Origin of the sequence: Paenibacillus sp. FSL K6-2393 (assembly GCF_038002545.1) — a bacterium.
Classification (GTDB): domain Bacteria; phylum Bacillota; class Bacilli; order Paenibacillales; family Paenibacillaceae; genus Paenibacillus.
The window spans coordinates 1,333,882-1,352,603 of record NZ_JBBOCU010000001.1 but is presented as its reverse complement, the minus strand read 5'-3'; the positions used below and the strand labels follow the sequence as shown (position 1 = coordinate 1,352,603).

The following is an 18,722-nucleotide window of genomic DNA, read 5'->3' as shown; positions in this document are numbered from 1 at the left end:
ATTATGACATCATCTTCCGAGTTAAACGGCTTCCACAGGCCATGGCAGGGGATTGTCAAAATGACCCCAGTCGCCCAGCATTTCTTCGTCACTGAGTAGACACTGATCCAGCTCATCTTCAATACTGGCACGTTCCATGTCGATCCCAATCATGACAAGTTCCGTCTGACGATCTCCCCACTGGGCATCCCATTTCTCCAGAACATCCGGCTCGTTACGTAAAATCTCTTCTTTGTCCGCTTCCGGCAATGCAGCGATCCAATGTCCCGCAGGACCGAATTGAATGGATGGTCCCGCCTGACTCAGGCTTGCAGCAACATCCCCTTCGGCCGCGAGCCATACCAAACCTTTGGCACGTACCACTTCTTCCGGCCAGTAACTCATGAATTCAGCCAGACGGGAAGGATGGAACGGCTTTCTGCGGCGATATACAAAGGAACCAATGCCATATTCCTCGGTTTCCGGTGTATGCGACTCCTTCTCCAGCTCCTGAATCCATCCAGCGGACATGCTCACCTTCTCAAAATCAAAGCGGTCTGTGTTCAGAATCTCAGACGGATTCACCTGTCCGTTCTCAGTCCGAATGATCTTGGCGTTAGGCTGTAACTTGCGGATGACCCCTTCGAGCTTGTTCAGCTCGGTGTCATCGACCAGATCACATTTGTTAAGCAACAACACATCACATGTCTCAATCTGATCGATCAACAAGTCTACGACGTCACGAGTGTCCTCATCTCCGGTCGCCTGGTTACGATCCAGAAGACTCTGTCCTGATCCAAAATCATGCCAGAATCGATTGGCATCCACCACCGTTACCAGACAATCCAATCGGGCCAGGCGAGTTAGATCAATACCCGACTCCTCATCGGCGTATGTAAAGGTCTGTGCAACTGGAACAGGTTCACTGATGCCAGTGGATTCGATCAAAATATAATCATACTTGCCTTCGTTCACCAGCTTCTCAATCTCCTGCATCAGATCATCCCGCAAGGTGCAGCAGATACAGCCGTTGGACAACTCCACCAACTTCTCTTCAGTTCGAGACAAGGTTGCCTCCCCCTTAACCAGCGCAGCATCAATATTGACCTCGCTCATGTCGTTAACGATCACGGCAACCTTAAGCCCTTGTCTGTTGTTCAACACATGATTCAAAACCGTCGTTTTCCCTGAACCGAGGTAACCACTCAGTACGGTTACCGGAACTTGCTTTTGTGTCATAGAAATCTACTCCTTATATGTGCAGTCTGCGTAATCCAGACTTTAATAGTAATTATTACGATTAACAACAATGACTATAATCCTGTTGGACGGTCGTTGTCAAACTATTTTTGATTCAACCTGCAAAAAAAGGTTGATGACCGCCCCTTACACTTTCGCATCCTGATGATACGTTTTGGCAAGAAGTGAGTCATAAACCTCCTCTGTAAATATTCGCACTACATGCGGGATAGGCTAGACAGCGGAACTATCAATATAAATTAGAAGTACGCCTGTACCGGGACATATTCAACAAAACTATATAGATTGAACTGAACATTTACACGAAACGGAGAGGACAGAAAAAACCTAAAGAAGCGGAGCTACAAGCTTTCTGCAAGAAAGCTACTTCGAAAGCATACACTTCGCCTACAAGCTTTCTGCAAGAAAGCTACATCGGAAGCATACGCTATCCCCGGATTTAACCTTATAAAAAGGAATCAAAAAAATCTGGGGATAACAGCGATCGGAAGGTTGTTCTGTCATCGGAGTGATCCGTGTAAATGTTCTTTAGTTCAATTTATATAGTCACCACAGATCTGGCCTTATTGCCCGCTTCCATCCGTTGCCTGAACACCAACACCAGTACCATCGCTGCAATAGACAGCAACGTGCAGATCATAAACATGGTCGAATACGAACTCACCTGTACAATGAGCCCCATCGCCAGTCCTCCCAGAGAGAATCCAAGGTCATACGAGGACATGAAGATCCCCATGAGTACATATCTGGAATCCGCAGGCAGCACAAAAGACAGATATGTGGTTAATGTCGGGTACAACAGTGCCAAGGCAAAACCGCTGAACACCGCGGAGAGATACACCAATGGCCCGATGATCTCCATCAGGCTGAGTAACTGGGTTCCCAGTGCTGCACACAGCATTAATCCTGCCATCAGCCAGGTATTCCAGCTACCGTCGGACGGAATTTTTTTACGTAAAATAAACCTGCACAGGATCACAACCAATCCCTGAATCGTCAGAAATACCCCAGCACTCGCCGTTCCGGTGGATACCATATACAAGGGAAGGAAGGTCGCTGTTGCCCCAAAAACGCAGGACGCAAACAGCATCACCACACTACTGATCAGCAGTGGCGTACTGCGCCAGATGCCGCCGAATGAACGACACATATCACCCAAGGTATACGATTTGTTCTGCACGGTACTCCGGGGCAGATCCACATTATATCCAATCAGAAGTGGCAGCGCCGCCAGTCCGATCATCAGCAGCGTAAACGCCAGATCACTGGCATTTTCCCAGATTTGTATGGCGAGGATCGGAATGACCAGAGAAGGAACCATCGTAAACAGGGTGTACATGGACAGCCCTTGTGCCCGGTCTTTGTCCTCCAGCTTTTCCACAATGCCTGCCTGCATCGTCATGGAGAAAAAGGCCGTAGCCACCCCTTGCAGGGCTCGCAACCACAGATACGTCTCCACACCAAAAACAACAAACAGCAGCAACGTCCCGGCATGTAAAAGTAATAGCCATTGCATCACACGAAGCGGCCCATGCTTGCCCAGCAGCTGTGCTGCAAAAGGTCTCAAGAGCATACAGGTGAACATGTATGCCCCCATCATCAGACCAATCTCAGCCTGATTCAATCCGGCGGCCTCGCTTCGCAAAGGCAGAATAATCGTCAAAGCAGAATTCGCCGCAAAAAATAAAAAGGCCAGCATATAAAACCGGATAAAGGAAAAGGATACCGGATTTAATTTTCCATTGGATGTTGCCGTCATTGAAGACTTCAAACGTTCGTCACCACTTTCTCTTCTGGCAGTCAACTCACAGATGTACCTGTAACGGTTCTCCGCCGTTCATAGGCAAAAACGATCATTACCGCTCCTAGGATAGCACACATCATGTACATAAATGAATAGGAAGAGAAGTCAGCGACGGGTCCCATAATCACACCACCCAGAGAAATACCCAGATCCGCCATCGCGATAAATAAACCGATCAGAACGTTTCGATTCAGCTTAGGCAACACAAAAGATAAATAGGTCGTGAGTGTCGGATACAGGATCGCCTGACCGATTCCCATAAATACAGCGCCCACATAGAAAAAGACCACTCCGCCTGTCACGGCAAAACTGACACATTGCGCAGCTACGGCGAGCAGACACATGGTGCCCATCATGAAAGGAGAATGCCAACTGCCATCGGAAGGAATCCTTTTTCGAAGCATAATTCGAACCAGCACCACCGTTCCTGCCTGAAGCATCAGATATACGCCGGCATTCCCGTTTGGTACTTGGCTCGCATACAGGGGAATAAAGGTGGTAATCGCGCCAAATACAACGGAAGCAGCGAGCATTAACACACTGCAACGAAATAAATATGGATTCTTCACCAACTGCCCAAAGGATTCCCACATGCTCACATTCTGCTCCGATGGATCCACAGCAGGCTGCTCCTTGTTTGGTTCCATTTTGGCGGTATATCCGAAGATGCCCGTACAGACAGCAATGCCGATCAGAACCACTGTAAAATAATCCATGCCTCCCGCCTGCCATATCCCCAATGCGAGCACAGGCCCCACGATCCCCGGTATGTAACTGAATAGCGAATAATAGGAAATACCCTGAGACCGATCTTTCTCCGGAAGAGCATCAATAATGCCAATCTGCAAAGCCATTGAGAAGAAAGCCGTGGATACCCCCTGAAGAATACGAGCAAGCAAATAACCTCCAAGTCCCGTAAAGGTATATAAAATCAGCGCAAATCCATTGATAATCAGAATCAGACGTAATATTTTGATCGGTCCGTGCTTTTGAATAATCCGACCTGCCCAGGGTCTGAAGAACATCGTTGTAAACATATAAGCGCCCATGATCAGTCCAATCGTTGTACCGCTCGCACCCAAGGACTCCCCTTGTAATGGGATGATCACGTTAAGAATGGCATTGGCACTGAAATATAGAAGAACCAATATGTACAAACGTAGAAAAGGCCAAGACATCGCTCCACTCACAATGGGGCTCCTCCTAAAATGGTATTAAATGCTTCAATAATCGCTTCGCATAATCGGACTGTACGTCCTTAAGTTGCTTGGTCGGAACGATTTCTACAACCTGTCCCTCTCTGAAAATGATCACCCTGTCGCAGATATAGGCTGCCGCCTGTATATCATGCGTGATAAAAACATAGCTCAGCTTGTAGATTTCTTTCAGCTCTTTCAACAATTGCAACACCTGAATCTGAACAGACACGTCCAGTGAACTGATCGCTTCATCAAACACAATGCATTTGGGGGCGGTGGAGATGGCCCTGGCAATGCACACTCTCTGAGCCTCCCCGCCGGATAGTTCATGCGGATATTTGGATCTATAGGAAGGGTCCAGTCCAACTTGGCTCAGCAACAGATCCACCTTCTCTGAATTACCCTGATCCTTTCGCAGCTTTTGCTGTGCTTGCATCGGTTCCATAATGGCAGCTTCCACGGTAAGAAACGGATTGATGGAGGACGTATAATTTTGAAAAACGGCGCTGATGTTACCCATCCGTACACGTCGATCCTGTACGTCTTTACCATCGAGCGAGATCGTTCCACGATCCGGGCGTTCAATGCCCAGAATCAGACGGCCCAACGTAGATTTACCGCTTCCGCTCTCACCGATGATACCGAGACACTCGCCCTGCTGGCATTCAAAGGTAACCTGTTTCAAAACTTGTTGTTTGTGCTTGGAGAACAGTCCGCCTTGGTTATATGATTTTTCGATACCTTCCACCTTTAGCATCTATGACTCCCCCTGCATCAACGCCTTAAAATGATTGCTTAGCTCCAGCCGGGTAGAGACCAGATACTGCGTATAGGCATGCTTCGGCTCTGTCAAAACAGAATGCATGCTGCCACGCTCAACGATCTTGCCGTCTTTCATAACCATCACGTCATCTGCAATCTTCTGGACGACGCCGAGATCATGGGAGATGAACATCATGGAACAGCCCATGCGTTCACGTAATTGAATCAATTGCTCCACCACTTCATATTGAGAGATCGTATCCAGTGCCGTTGTCGGCTCATCCGCAATAATCAGATCGGGCTCAAGCACCAACGCCAGTGCAATCATGATTCGTTGCAGCATCCCACCAGACAGTTGATGTGGATATTGATTCAGAATCTCGCGTGGGTTTCTGAGCATGACGCTTTCCATGGCATGGATGATTTTCTGTTCAATCACGCGGGTGTTCCAGCCAAAATGCTGCTGAAGCGTCTCCCGGATATGCACACCAATGACACAGGAAGGATCAAATGCACTCATGCCATTCTGCAAAATCATACACAGATGCTTGCCCCGCTTACGCCGCATCTCCGGTTCCGAAAGCTGGTTCAGGTCTTCGCCCTGAAATAACATTGTGCCCGATTGGCGAATCCATGGCTTGTTCAGTCGCATGATAGCCCTGCACGTAACGGACTTCCCACTACCACTTTCCCCCACGATGGCCATACAGCTTCCCTGTTTGACTTCAAATGAACTGTCATGAATAATCACTTTGCCTGTATTGCTGTCCCATACTTTTAAATGTTTAACCTCGACTATATTCATAAGCGGCCTTTCTCACCTCACTTTCGTAAGACTTGTCAGACTTACCTTGAGAGGTCATCAATTTGGGGTCCAAAGCCACTTGAAGCGCATCCGATAAAAAATTAAAGGCAGACACCACCACCACAATGGCCAGGCCTGGTGCCAACATCAATTCAGGTCTGGAGAACATGACTTCCCTCGCCTCATTGAGCATCATGCCCCACTCCGCATGCGGAGCCTGGATTCCAAGCCCCAGAAAGGAAAGGCCGGAGATCTGCAACATCATCGAACACATGGAACCGCTGGCAATGACAGCAATATCGGCAAATGTAACCGGAACAATATGTTTGGTTATAATTCTCAGATTAGGCGTGCCGGAGGCTTTAGCGAATTTTACATAATCCATATCAGAGAATTGCATCACAGATGTTCGAATAACGCGGGCAAACCAGGCCCATTTCATCCACACAAAGGCAATCAAAATATTCTCCAGTCCTGCACCCAGAATGCCAACCACCGCCAGTGTCATTACGTATCCGGGGAAAGAAAGCATAATGTCACAGACTCTCATGATCCACGCATCCACTTTCCCCTTGAAGTAACCTGCGATGAATCCAACAATGGCCCCGATCAGAACAGAAAGGCTCAGCGCAACCAGAACCCATAACACACTTGGACGGATGCCATAGATAAGCCGAGATAATACACATCTACCCAGATGATCATTGCCTAATAGATAATCCCAGGATGAGGAGGCATACCGAAGCTTCATGTTCACTTGTCCAGGATCATGCGGCGCAATAAGCGGAGCCAGTACGCCCGCCATAATCGTGACCATAATCACTACCAAAGAGGTCATCGCAAGCTTGTCTTTGATCAGATTTTTCAGTATTCGCATCAGAATTCCTTTCTCAACCGGGGATTCATCGCCGCATTAATGATGTCGGATAACGTATTAAACAAGACAAAGGTTACAGCCAACATCAGAACATACGCCTGAATAATCGGAAAATCCCTGCTTAAAATGGATTTTACACTGAGCCTTCCGAGCCCCGGCCAGGCAAATACATTTTCAATGACCACCGTACTGCCCAGCACGATCGGGATCGCCATGCAAAAGATGGACACAGCCACCTGTAATGAATTTCTCAGAATATGCAGGGTTACTTTCTTTTCGCTCAGACCGCTTGCCCTTGCATATAATACATAGTCCTCATTCATATTGCTCAGCATGGAACTTCGAACCGTTCGGAAATAAATGCCTGTATAACTCACCGTGATTACAATCACCGGTAGAATGTAGATTCGATACGAGTCCATGCCGCTGGTAGGTAACAGGTCCAGCTTGACGGAAAAATACCAGATCATCATGGCTGCAAGCCAGTAGGATGGCATGGCGGTAAGGAAAAATGATACGCCTCTGACCGATCGATCCAGCAACTTGCCTTCTCTCATGGCACAGATCACACCCAGCAGAATGGACAGCGCAATAATGAATACCGATGAGACAAGCGTTAACTTCAATGTGTTCATAAAAGCCGGCCCCATCAATGACCATACGGGTTCACCAGATACATAAGAATTGCCAAAGTCCAACTGCACAACAGCCATAATCCAGTTCACATACTGGATCATGAACGGCTGATCGAACCCCAATGCCTTGTTGGTCTGGGCAATTAATTCCTCTGTGATCTGCGGAACTTCCTGTGCCTGTAACACAACAACCGCCGGGTCCAAGGGAGATAGATTAATCAGAACAAACGTTATAAATGAAATGATAATCAGTAAAGGGATGGTTAACAGAATCCTTTTGACGATATAACTTCCCATATCCATCTCCGCTCTATTTAAAATTCATTTTTTCAAAAGGTAGTTCATATTGGGTCTGCTTGAATGAGATTCCATCGAGATTTTCAGGAGCGACTACGGTGACACGTCCATTGGTAATTGGGATGAAGACTGCTTCATCATGGACGATCTTCATAATGTCGGCATACAGGGATTGGCGTGAAGCCTCATCCGTGGAAACCATGACCGCATCGATTTTTTTGTACAATTCATCTGCTTTGGCAATTCCGCTTGTCGTATGCTTGTATGCCGAATCGGATGTAAATGCCGCAATGGTACTTTGTGGATCATAGGCCAGTCCCCAGGTTTGATTAAAGAGCAGGTCATATTCCCCGGTGGCTCTCCGATTCGCAATGGAAGTGGATTCTTCGCCCACAATCTCAAGCTGAACACCCAATTCTTTCATCGAATACTGGATCAATTCAGCCTGTATTTTCTGTGAAGACGAGTTGCTGTCATAGTATAGTTTCATGGCTAAAGGCTGACCGTTCTTCGTTCTCACCTCTTTACCATCTGCCAATGTCCAGCCAGCTTGGTCCAAAAGATTTTTAGCCATTTCCGGATCATACTCCCGTTTCTTCAGGTCTACCTTGGCGTAATTGACATTGGCTGAAAATAGCGTGTCCGCTACAGTCTGCGTTCCGTTGAAAATATCCTTACTGATCGTTTCGCGATCAATGGCAACCCATAGCGCTTCCCGCACTGCCGTTTCCTGAACCGGACTATTCTCGCGACTGCTATTGGCTACGATCATATTGGTATTCATCGCTTCACTTCGAACCACTTGATAACCACCGGATTCAGCCAATTGGTCCATGGCTTCGACATCGATACTATCTGCTCCCCGGTCATCGGTGAACACAAAGTTGATCTCTCCCTTTTGCAATCCCAGGAATGTTGTTTCACCTGCCGGAAGGACCTTGGATGTGATCTTCTTGATTGCAGGTGCACCACCCCAATAGTCTTCATTGGCTTCAAACGTGGCATTCTCTTCGACTTTATGAGCAGTAAGCTTGTAAGGTCCTGTACCGTGGAAACCACTTACTCCGTCTTTGGTTCCGCCATCCTTGAAATCCTTGGGTGATATGAAGACGTAAGGTCTTGTCATGGACAATTCCACCAGTGCCGGATAATAGGCTTCCGATAGCGTCAGCTCCACCGTGTGCTCATCTAAAACTTTTACACTTGTGATTTTGGTAGACAGCTTGATCCAGGCATGTTTTTCGGCATTCGCCTGTACTGCATCGATATTTTGTTTAACCGCCTCTGCGTTGAACGGCTCTCCATCATGGAATTTCACATCTTGTCGCAGATGAAAGGTATAGGTCTTCCCATCCTCGGAAATATCCCATGATTCCGCCAGCAATGGCTTGATTCCGTCAGGCGTGTTCTCCACCAGAGACTCGTATACCATCCCTTGCGCAGGCATAGAGCCTGTATACAGATGGGGGTTCATATCATTAATATCTTTGGCAGAAGCATAGATAAGTTCCGTTTGTACCTGGCTATTGGCAGGCTCCGTTTGGGCGCTCTCTTTTTCTTTTGTGCTCTGCTGTCCGCATCCGACGAGCAGCACAATGGCAGATACCAGCAATAATAACCATTTAAAAGTACTACCTTTATTCACAACATTTCCTCCTGATGATGAAATTACAAGCAGACCTCGTAGGTTACATCGGGCAACTCCGATTGCAGTACCATCTTCCGATCACTGTTATCCCCAGATTTTTTTGATCTCTTTTCCAAAGAGAAAATCCGGGGATAAAGGCGACCGCTTCGCTTCTTCAGATTGGTTCTGCACTCTTCGTTATGATGTAAACATCAGGTTCAACTTGATTAATTTGAGATGTAATTAACCCAATTACTCAAAGTCAAAGTCCGGTGCAAATCATGCGGATATCCTCGTCAAAGGATTGAATCGCAAAGGCGTCGGACAAGCGTTGATCCGGGTTGGCGTCAGCCACTTCCTGAAGCTTCGCTTCATATCTGGCGATGAATTGATCAATGGTTGGACAGCTCACATCGAGATGTCTGGCAATGCCCTGAATGATTTTGATGCGGTAGTAATCTTCCTTGGGCATACGGGGGATGTCCAGTTCCCCTTCGCGGTTCATGAACGTTTGACGGAATGGGACTGCTGAAAAGTCGAAATATTTCCCTTCCGAATCGGGTTCCGAGAATGGATCAATCAATAATGAAGTGTACCGTATGTATAATAAATACTCTTGATGAATGACCTGCAGCTGATTGAAATTCTCGATATCCTGGCGTGATATACTCTCTAATCGAACCGGATAGTTGTCATCCGTCATGAATTGAAGCAGGTTCACTCCCTGAATATCAAGTCGGTCCGTAATATTCATAATCTCCTGCCACTGTGCCCGCATTTCCCGTATCAAAACTTGTGTAATCGGACCTTCAGGATACATCTTGTATACGTATTTCTGAGTATCTGGAGCTCCAAAGATGGCTTCTAATGAGAAGTCATTCATGAACAAGGGTGGATGCACGTACAACGAGATATTTCTCGTTTCCGCCTCCAGTGGAGATCGCATCACTTCCAGCGCAATACCCAAACGTTCATAAACTTGGCGTAACATACTGACCTGTTCAGACGGGTAACGAGTGGAACCGATATAGACCTTTTTCTTGACCCCTGTAGTAATCACATGATTGGACGGATGTTCGTGCATCCAACGGGTATCTCCAAGGTAGGTAGAGAAACTGATCACTTCCGGCGTTGCATTCCGCTCTCTCATATAATGGGTCACGAGTCGATTCGACCCAAACGTTGGAGAAATCAAAATGATACATTTCAGTTGTTTGATGAATTCATTTTTCATTTTTTCCAATACATCGATATAAGCATCGGTGGTAACCGCCAAAATGAGTGTATCCCATTCCCCCTCAATGGTGTCATATCCCTTGAACACATGATCAACGAAACACTCACCTGCGAGCGATTGATGTTTCTCATTTTGAATGCTGACCTGAATACGTTGATTGCTCTGTTCGAGGGCTGAGAATACGGACGCTGAACGAACCGATTGTCTCCCCGCAATGCCTATTAAGCAGTTGAGATGATCTTTGAGCGTTACCGCAAGCTGAATGGATGCAGGCCCGGTTCCAAGTAACAGAATTCGCTGAAGATTGCTCATATAAGCCTCCTTAATTCAAAGTTCAATCTGTAATCCATTTGGACGCACTTGCATACCTATGCTTTCTGGTACAACGCAATATCGAACACATCATCCGGGCGCAGGATGGTATCCACCAGCTTCCATTTGCTGCTGTCCGTCGCTCTCATCGGATAATTGAACAACGACTTCAATTGATCACCGTATCTCATGGCTACAACCACCTGTGCATTCGTCAGGGCATGCAGTTGATCAAGCAGCTCATATTTAGGGGCCACCGTAGAGCTGAAAATGATATGGGTTGCTTCCCTGGTATAATCCAGATCCTCCAGCAAGGTTGACTCCAAACGAATCTTCAAACCCGTGCCCAGTGTCTCCACCACTTTTCGCCCGAGTGTAATGGACTCTTCATCAATATCGATCCCGACAACCTGTGCACCTGTTCGCTTGGCGATGAGTAATGGTGTCATTGGGAATGAACCGGAGCCTACCAACAACACTCTGGAATCGGAGGTGACATGGAAGCTGCCAAATTCTTTATCGATACACTCTTCTATGTTTTTGAAATAATCGGCAATCTGCACATCCCCGTTCTCTAACTTTAATGCACGATATTTCTCCATGATCGCCACACACTGGGCGGATTTATTTCTTAACTGCCACACAAGCGAATCCAGTTCTTCCAGCTCGGAATGCTCCAACTGTTCCCAGGCTGCCTTATTCTCCTGATCGGTCACAAAGCGGGAGTAGTCATTGATCACAGCCTCCAGCTCCGAACTATGCAGAATCGTATGATCATACTTGCTCGCGAGCTTATCAAATTTCTCTGCAAATTCACTCAAACATGTCTGAAAATGAACCAATGTGATCATTTCTTTTCCCCCAATACGTTGTCTCGATCATGTCATGTACCTCATGCGTTTATAACGCTCCATTCTGCTGGAGCATCTATGTAGGCTTTGCCCTGTGCCACGATGCCTACCGATCCCTCAATCGTAATGCTCACAAGTTCTGCGCCATTCCACTCAGCTATCACTTTGATCGCACCACCGGGCTGCTTGATATACTGTGTAATCTCCCTCTGCTGGCTCCATGCAAGATAGGCTCCCACAGAGGCCGTACCCGAACCGCATCCTCTCTCCCAGATCAGACTATCCAGCTCTGGAACATAGATGAGTGGGGCCATTTCTTCCAAGTGTGATTGATATAACAAGATACCGATCAGCTTATCTCCCAGGGTTAGTCCCAGTAACCTTGCAAGGGTCTGTGCCCTCTTTTTCATCGTATCGTCGAAGTCATCGACTTCAATCACGATATGGATGAACTCAGCGTACCGGATGATCACCATATCGAGCTCGATGCCTTCGTACCGGATTGTTCGCTGCTCAATCTGCTTCGGAACCGGCATGGTTACCTGGCAGTTGTATTCGTTCTGCTGCTTCTTCACATGGCACATGATCAATTGATCGGTTCCGGAAACCTCCAGCATGATATCCATAGACTCCTGTTGTACCAGTCCTGCTTCAGATGCGAGGTGTGCTGCAAGTGCCATGCAGGCATTGCCACAGAACTCGCCTCCGGCCATTTCCAAACGGGCAGCAGCTTCCGGTCTCCTCGTTGGTTCAATGAATCCCACTTGCTCAGCGTAAACGTTATCATACGACATTAGACGAGTCGCAATATGATTGTATTTCTCTGCTGCATGATCCGTTTTAACCAGAATCGTCATGTTTTGAGTGGGACTGAACTTGATAAAATCGATCTCCTGTTTCATCGCAGCGACTACTCCTGTTCTTCTTTTTTATCTAATAGTAATTATTACGATTAAAGGTCGAGAAAAATATAGCACATCCTTTTGGGGAGCGTCAACAAATATTTCCATTAAAAAAAATAAAATTTAACAATACCTTTAGCTGCCCTTCCTGTAAGAAAACCCAAACAGAGCTGACGCTTTTGCGCCAACCCTAGCCATAACTACACCATATATTAAGATTCAACGACTCGTCGTCCCGAGACCGCTCTTATCAAAAAAATACGAAAAACGGTTGCCGTCGAACGGAACCGTTTCGATCTGGATATGATCCAGTGATTCACTATACTCATCACTCTTGATGTGCTTGCACATTGTGCAGTGCTTTCTCAGCCAGTGCAGCCAGAAGATGTGCTCCGAGCGGCAATGCCTGTTCATCCACATCAAAGCCAGGGTGATGCCACTCATGCGGGCCAGAGGTGCCCAGGAAGAGAAACAGGCCGGGAGCTTCTTTTTGATAAAAAGAGAAGTCCTCACCTGCTGGAGAAGGTAGCGGTCTAACACTATTCAATCCAATCTCACTTGCAACTTGCTCCGCCGCAGATGTCAGTGCTTCATCGTTGACCACGGCAGGTGGTCCCTGAATCCAGCGAACCGTAGCACGTGTGCCATAGGCCGCCGCAACACCCGCTACCACCTGATTGAAACGCTCGCGAATCCGTGCACGCACTTTCTCATCAAAGGTACGTACCGTGCCATCGAGGATCGCTTCATCCGGAATAACGTTCCAGGCTGTGCCGCTGTGGAGCTTGGTGACGCTGATTACGGCACTCTCCTGTGCTCCCACATTACGACTCACAATGGCCTGTAATGCCGTAACAATATGTGCGGCAACCACGATTGGATCAATGCCGGCTTCAGGCACGGCTGCATGGGTACCTACACCTTCCACTTTGACAACAAAACCGTCTGCTGCTGCCATCAATGCGCCTTCCCGAATGCCCACCGTACCTACCTGGAGATCAGGCTTGTTATGTAATCCGAATACCGCCCGAACATCGGACAATGCGCCGCTCTGGATCACTTGCCGAGCACCCGTTGCTTTTTCCTCCGAGGGCTGGAATATCAACCGTACTTTTCCCGGCAAACTGGACTCGCGCTGTTTCAGTAATCGTGCAGCACCAATCAGAATTGCCGTGTGTGCGTCATGTCCGCAAGCGTGCATCTTTCCATCTACCTGGGAGGCAAATTCCAGCTTTGTCTCTTCCTGAATGGGCAGCGCATCAATATCTGCTCTTAGGGCAACAACAGGTCCGTCCCCTTGGCCTACTTCAGCGACAAGCCCTGTCCTCAGCGCATATTCGTCTGCAATACGGACGCCTTCCTCTTCCAGCCAACTGCGAATGGCTGCTGTCGTCTCCTTTTCCTCGCCGGACAATTCCGGGTTGCGATGCAGATGTCGCCGAATGGTGATTAAACGTTCCGCAAATTCTTCCGCCCGTTCACCGTGAAGTTCATGCTCGGGGCCCTGTACTTGTTGCTCAGCCTGTTGTTTAGGCTGTTCCAGATCACTTTTCATCACATGGCCTCCCATTCATATATATTCACTGCTATATTAACTGCCTACTTCTATCCGATTGCAGCTTCCTGTTCCTTGGATTCCAGTGCAAATTCACTGAGTCCCTGCTCTGCCAGAATCTCACGCAACAATTCGAATGAACGAATTCGCTTGGCAAAGTCCCGTGTAGCTGTAGTCACAATGAACTCTTCCACGGCAAAATCCTGCTGGAACTTCAACAGTGCCTGACCTACGGTTTCTTTTGTACCCCGGGTCACACTTGGCTCCAGAATTTCGATCCGATAGGTTTCGTTTGATTGACGTCCGAATTCTTCCGCCTGCTCCACAGAACCAACGGTCAGCACCTTTCCACTCTCCAGATGAATCTTCACCAGCATATGCTCACTCGCAAGTCCTTCCGCTTCTTCCTCACTCTCGGCCACAATTAACGATATGGCTAATGCAGCGTAAGGCTCCCGTCCCTGGGAACGATCAAATTGTTCACGATATACACGGATCGCTTGAAGCGCTACCTCTATATTACTGTTAATGAACAGTGAAAAGACATATGGGAGTCCCAGTTCCGCAGCCATGCTTGCACTATCGACACTTGCTCCAAGCACATACAGTTCCGCTGGAATGTCGGACACTGGCGAGGCACTGAGACCTGCAAGTGGATGTGATGGATCTTCAAGCGGCTCATTGTGGATGTATCGTTTCACCTGAACAATTTTCTCTTGCAGAGATGCAGCTTCCTGAATACCTTCCTGTAACGCCTGTGTTGAACGGGGTAATCCACCTGGTGCACGACCGATTCCCAGGTCAACTCTTCCGGGTCCGAGCGCTGCGAGGATATTGAAATTCTCGGCGACTTTGTATGGACTATAATGCTGGAGCATTACTCCGCCAGACCCCAGCCGAATCCGCTTTGTATGCGCAAGCAAGTGGGAGATGAGTACCTCCGGGGAGGAACCTGCAACATGCCCGGAATCATGGTGCTCCGATACCCAGAACCGATGGAATCCAAGCTGCTCTGCCCGCTGTGCCAGCTCAATTGTATGCCGAAAAGCATCCACTGCCGTTTCCCCTTCATAGATAGGGGTCTGATCCAAAATGCCAACACGAATACTCATATCCTTCTCCTCCTTGATTGTGCTGAACCGCTGTTCTTGAATCTTACAAACAATCTATAACTGCCGCAGCAGTTCCCCGAAGGGCTCTGCCAATGGCGAATATTCTTCTTTTAACGTGACAACGCTGATCTGCAACGATACACCTGCTACCTCATGTACCTGAATGGGGAACAACTCCTGATTCTGCACTTCCTTCTTCACCGTAAGTCCCGGGAGAAAGGCAATACCTGCCCCTTGCATAACCAGTTTCTTCGCCGTCTCCGAATTATCGACATGGTATGTAATATTCGGCGGATGTTCCAGCGAGTCGAAAGCCCGGTGAATGCGAAGCCAGTCCAGTGAACCACATTCAAAAAAGACCAGTTGCTCATTCCGGATGGCTTCCATGCTGACATGCCCGCTCTCAATGAATGGATGCCCTTTGTACACATAGAGCTGGATCGGATCTTCATAAAAAGCAACCGTACGGATCGCAGGATGCATGACCTTGCGCACAAAAGCAAGATCGATCTCTTGACCAAGCAGTTTGGCAATCAGCTGATCCGTCGTTGCTGTCGTCAATTTGATGTTAATTTCGGGGTAAGCTTCCTTGATCTTGGGTAGAAAATCAGGAATGACATAATTGGACACCGATACTGTACTACCGAGCCGAAGCGCATCCGGTGTTGATCGCCGTTGCTGAATCTTCTGCTTGCCCTTCTGAATCACTTGCAGCACTTGCTGCGCATATGGCAGGAATTTCCTACCTTCCTCTGTCAGCACGATTTGCTTGCCAAGCCGATCAAACAACTTGCAGCCCAGCTCCCTTTCCAGTGACTGAATGCGAGCTGTGACCGAAGGTTGGGACAAGAAGAGTACTTCGGCAGCCTTATTGAAGCTTCCATAATGATTGATATATACAAATGCTTCAATATTCTCGATATTCATGAGCGCCTCCGTATCCACGTCCGCAGACGTTTGATCTTATATTGATTTATCCAATATATTTACTTGGTTTTATGATATCGTAATCCCATCCTTTTCCAGTGTCAATATCAATTCATCCAGCGAGCGATCCAGACGTGTAGTAATATCCGCCGAGAGTACGAACTTTCCATCATCCAATCGTTCAATCCCCTGATCCACAGCGTAGACCCCACCAAGGATATGTCTTCCACCAAGGGCTGCCAGTACAGGCTTCAATGCATAATCAATGGCAAGCAGATGAGCAATAGAACCACCGATAACGAGCGGAAGTGTCAACTTACCCCGTAGCCCCTCTTGCGGAATCAGATCCAGGAACAGTTTGAGCACTCCCGAGTAAGATGCCTTATATACCGGCGTAGCCACAATAACTGCATCCGCCGCTTCCACGACAGCAAGTGCATCACGAATGAATGAGCTGTCAAACCGGGCTTGCACCAGATCCTCAGCGGGAAGATCCACAACATGAATGACTTCAACGGTGATGCCTGCCTCCGTTAATTTTTGGCTGCTGTAATCCGTCAGACCTGTCAAACGCGAACGTTTGGAAGGTGATCCGGCAATAATGACAACATGTGACATAACGTATTCCTCCTTGGTATAGCGGTCAGGCCGCTCCTTTTACTTTGGGGTCCAGCCGATCGCGAATATCGTCTCCAATCAGATTAACCGCCAGTACAAACAAAGTGATCGCCAGTCCCGGGAACGTACAGATCCACCAGGCAACCGTCAGATAACCTCTTCCTTGTGAGAGCAATGCGCCCCAATCCGGTATTTCCTTCAACACCCCAAGTCCCAGAAAACTGAGTCCGGAGCCCGTTAGAATTGATGTCCCTACGCCCAGCGTAGCCATGACCAGCAAGGGTGACAACGAATGTGGCAGTACATGTTTCCAGAAAATACGTGTATTGGAACCGCCCAGTGAACGTGTCGCTGTAATGAAAGGCAGACCTTTAACTGATATGACCTGCCCACGCATCACCCGTGCGTAGCCCGGAATGGAGGAAACCGCAACAGCCAGTGCAATATTCATCAGTCCTGGCCCGAGAGCAGCTGCAACAGATAATGCAAGCAGTACGCCGGGTACAGCCATCAGAATATCAACAGCCCGCATGGTGATGGTATCAACAATACCTCCGGCATAACCGGAGATAATACCAAGAGCACTGCCAACAATCCCGCCTACAAGTACCGAGGCGAATCCAATGAGCAATGAATCTCTGCTCCCATGTACAACCACGCTGAAGATATCTCTGCCAAAATAGTCCGTCCCGAACAGGTGCGCAGCAGAGGGAGCCTGCAGGATGGCATCCGTCATCATCTGAGTTGGATCATAGGGCGCAATCCAGCCTGGCACAATCGCACATGCCACGGTAAATACCACCACCAGCAATGCTGCATAAAAGAATAATCGGGATACCGCGAATGAAACGCGATAACGCCAAGGGCGGCGATTCCACAGACGGATACGTCCTACACTGCCCGCCCATGCTTTTTTGTCACCAGCCAAAGGTTTCATGCTCATGAGCACCAACTCCTCCTTTCATACTCCGCGTCAGGACACTTCTGACTGTTCCATCCAATATCATGTGCGGACTGCACGCCGAACCCGGGGATCAATGTACGAATACGAGATATCCACCAGCAAGTTCAAGACGACATAGATAATTGAGGTAAAAAAGACGACACCTTGCACCACTGGCAGATCCTTGGCCATTAGCGCATCTGCAATAATCCGGCCGATTCCTTGTCTGGAGAAAACGGTCTCCACCACCACGGTTCCAGCAAGCAGATCACCGATCAGCATGCCGATTACCGTTACTGCAGGAATAAGCGCATTACGCAGTGCATGACCATACATGATGGCACGTTCCGAAAGTCCTTTGGCCCGTAATGCCACGATAAACGGTTCATTGATCACTTCCAGCATGCTGTTACGCACCATCCGTACAATAAATCCTGCACCCACAAGACCCAGTGTGGCAGCCGGAAGAACCAGTGAGCTGAATCCGTCGGAACCCATCGCCGGGAACCAGCCAAGCTGTACTGAAAATAACAGGATGAGCAGTATCCCCGTCCAGAAGGTTGGCATGGAAATGCCGAACAGTCCAACGAGCCGGGCGACGAAATCAATCACGCCATTGCGATGAATCGCAGACAATACACCAAGTGTAATTCCAATCGTGATGGCAATGATTGAGCTGAGTGCGGTCAAAGCCAGTGTGGCTGGAAAATGTTCCAGTATTTTTGGCAGAACCGGATCCGAATTGATCATTGATTTACCGAAATCCCCACGCAGCATATCACCAAAATAGTTCGCAAACTGGATGTAGAACGGCTGATCCAGTCCAAGCTGAACCCGCAGATTCTCGATCATCTCCGGGGTAGCCGAGGACGGGTCCAGCATGAGTAGAACCGGATCACCCGGCAGAAGATACATGATGCAGTACACCAGCACCGAAGCTCCGAAAATAACCAGAAGCGATGTTGCGAGTCGTGACAGTATCGTTTGAACCATACCGGGATATCTCCTTCCTGAATCTGG

General features: G+C 48.1%; 17 protein-coding genes. All 17 read right to left on the bottom strand.

What is annotated here, in order from left to right; genetic code table 11:
• Positions 1-21: 21 nt before the first annotated feature.
• Positions 22-1,218: a GTP-binding protein gene (locus MHI14_RS05845; RefSeq protein WP_341130004.1), complete on the bottom strand. Its 1,197-nt coding sequence runs from the start codon at positions 1,216-1,218 to the stop codon at positions 22-24.
• A gap of 559 nt (positions 1,219-1,777) precedes the next feature.
• Positions 1,778-3,043: a staphylopine family metallophore export MFS transporter CntE gene (cntE, locus tag MHI14_RS05840; RefSeq protein WP_431523233.1), complete on the bottom strand. Its 1,266-nt coding sequence runs from the start codon at positions 3,041-3,043 to the stop codon at positions 1,778-1,780.
• Entirely contained in the window at positions 3,040-4,233 is a 1,194-nt protein-coding gene (gene cntE, locus MHI14_RS05835; RefSeq protein ID WP_341130003.1) for a staphylopine family metallophore export MFS transporter CntE, read from the bottom strand. Before cntE (MHI14_RS05835) ends, cntE (MHI14_RS05840) begins: the two co-directional genes overlap by 4 nt.
• A gap of 13 nt (positions 4,234-4,246) precedes the next feature.
• Positions 4,247-4,999 carry an ABC transporter ATP-binding protein gene (locus MHI14_RS05830; RefSeq protein ID WP_091037766.1) on the bottom strand — a complete coding sequence of 251 codons (753 nt, stop codon included), beginning with the start codon at positions 4,997-4,999 and terminating at the stop codon, positions 4,247-4,249.
• A complete protein-coding gene (cntD, locus tag MHI14_RS05825) occupies positions 5,000-5,809 on the bottom strand; it encodes a staphylopine uptake ABC transporter ATP-binding protein CntD (RefSeq protein ID WP_341130002.1) in 810 nt (269 codons plus the stop codon).
• A complete protein-coding gene (gene cntC, locus MHI14_RS05820; RefSeq protein ID WP_341130001.1) occupies positions 5,790-6,686 on the bottom strand; it encodes a staphylopine uptake ABC transporter permease subunit CntC in 897 nt (298 codons plus the stop codon). The genes cntD and cntC overlap by 20 nt, the downstream gene beginning before the upstream one ends.
• On the bottom strand, positions 6,686-7,618 hold the full coding sequence (opp1B, locus tag MHI14_RS05815; RefSeq protein ID WP_341131677.1) for a nickel/cobalt ABC transporter permease: 933 nt from the start codon (positions 7,616-7,618) through the stop codon (positions 6,686-6,688). The genes cntC and opp1B overlap by 1 nt, the downstream gene beginning before the upstream one ends.
• Positions 7,619-7,631: 13 nt before the next feature.
• Complete coding sequence (gene cntA / locus MHI14_RS05810; protein WP_341130000.1) at positions 7,632-9,263, bottom strand: staphylopine-dependent metal ABC transporter substrate-binding lipoprotein; 1,632 nt, start codon at positions 9,261-9,263, stop codon at positions 7,632-7,634.
• Between the two features lie 244 nt (positions 9,264-9,507).
• A complete protein-coding gene (locus tag MHI14_RS05805; RefSeq protein ID WP_341129999.1) occupies positions 9,508-10,794 on the bottom strand; it encodes an opine metallophore biosynthesis dehydrogenase in 1,287 nt (428 codons plus the stop codon).
• A gap of 56 nt (positions 10,795-10,850) precedes the next feature.
• Positions 10,851-11,645 (bottom strand): SAM-dependent methyltransferase, encoded by a 795-nt coding sequence (locus tag MHI14_RS05800; protein WP_341129998.1) that lies wholly within the window; start codon positions 11,643-11,645, stop codon positions 10,851-10,853.
• A gap of 41 nt (positions 11,646-11,686) precedes the next feature.
• Complete coding sequence (locus tag MHI14_RS05795) at positions 11,687-12,547, bottom strand: diaminopimelate epimerase (RefSeq protein WP_341129997.1); 861 nt, start codon at positions 12,545-12,547, stop codon at positions 11,687-11,689.
• 328 nt (positions 12,548-12,875) lie between these two features.
• Positions 12,876-14,102, bottom strand: a complete 1,227-nt coding sequence (locus MHI14_RS05790; protein WP_289390291.1) for an amidohydrolase — start codon at positions 14,100-14,102, stop codon at positions 12,876-12,878.
• A gap of 50 nt (positions 14,103-14,152) precedes the next feature.
• A complete protein-coding gene (locus tag MHI14_RS05785; protein ID WP_091037781.1) occupies positions 14,153-15,214 on the bottom strand; it encodes an LLM class flavin-dependent oxidoreductase in 1,062 nt (353 codons plus the stop codon).
• Positions 15,215-15,268: 54 nt separating this feature from the next.
• Entirely contained in the window at positions 15,269-16,141 is an 873-nt protein-coding gene (locus MHI14_RS05780) for a LysR family transcriptional regulator (RefSeq protein WP_017692495.1), read from the bottom strand.
• Positions 16,142-16,210: 69 nt separating this feature from the next.
• Positions 16,211-16,759 carry an NADPH-dependent FMN reductase gene (ssuE, locus tag MHI14_RS05775; protein WP_074096318.1) on the bottom strand — a complete coding sequence of 183 codons (549 nt, stop codon included), beginning with the start codon at positions 16,757-16,759 and terminating at the stop codon, positions 16,211-16,213.
• Positions 16,760-16,784: 25 nt separating this feature from the next.
• Positions 16,785-17,702: an ABC transporter permease gene (locus MHI14_RS05770; RefSeq protein WP_091037784.1), complete on the bottom strand. Its 918-nt coding sequence runs from the start codon at positions 17,700-17,702 to the stop codon at positions 16,785-16,787.
• A gap of 60 nt (positions 17,703-17,762) precedes the next feature.
• Positions 17,763-18,695: an ABC transporter permease gene (locus MHI14_RS05765; protein ID WP_036605816.1), complete on the bottom strand. Its 933-nt coding sequence runs from the start codon at positions 18,693-18,695 to the stop codon at positions 17,763-17,765.
• Positions 18,696-18,722 lie beyond the last annotated feature (27 nt).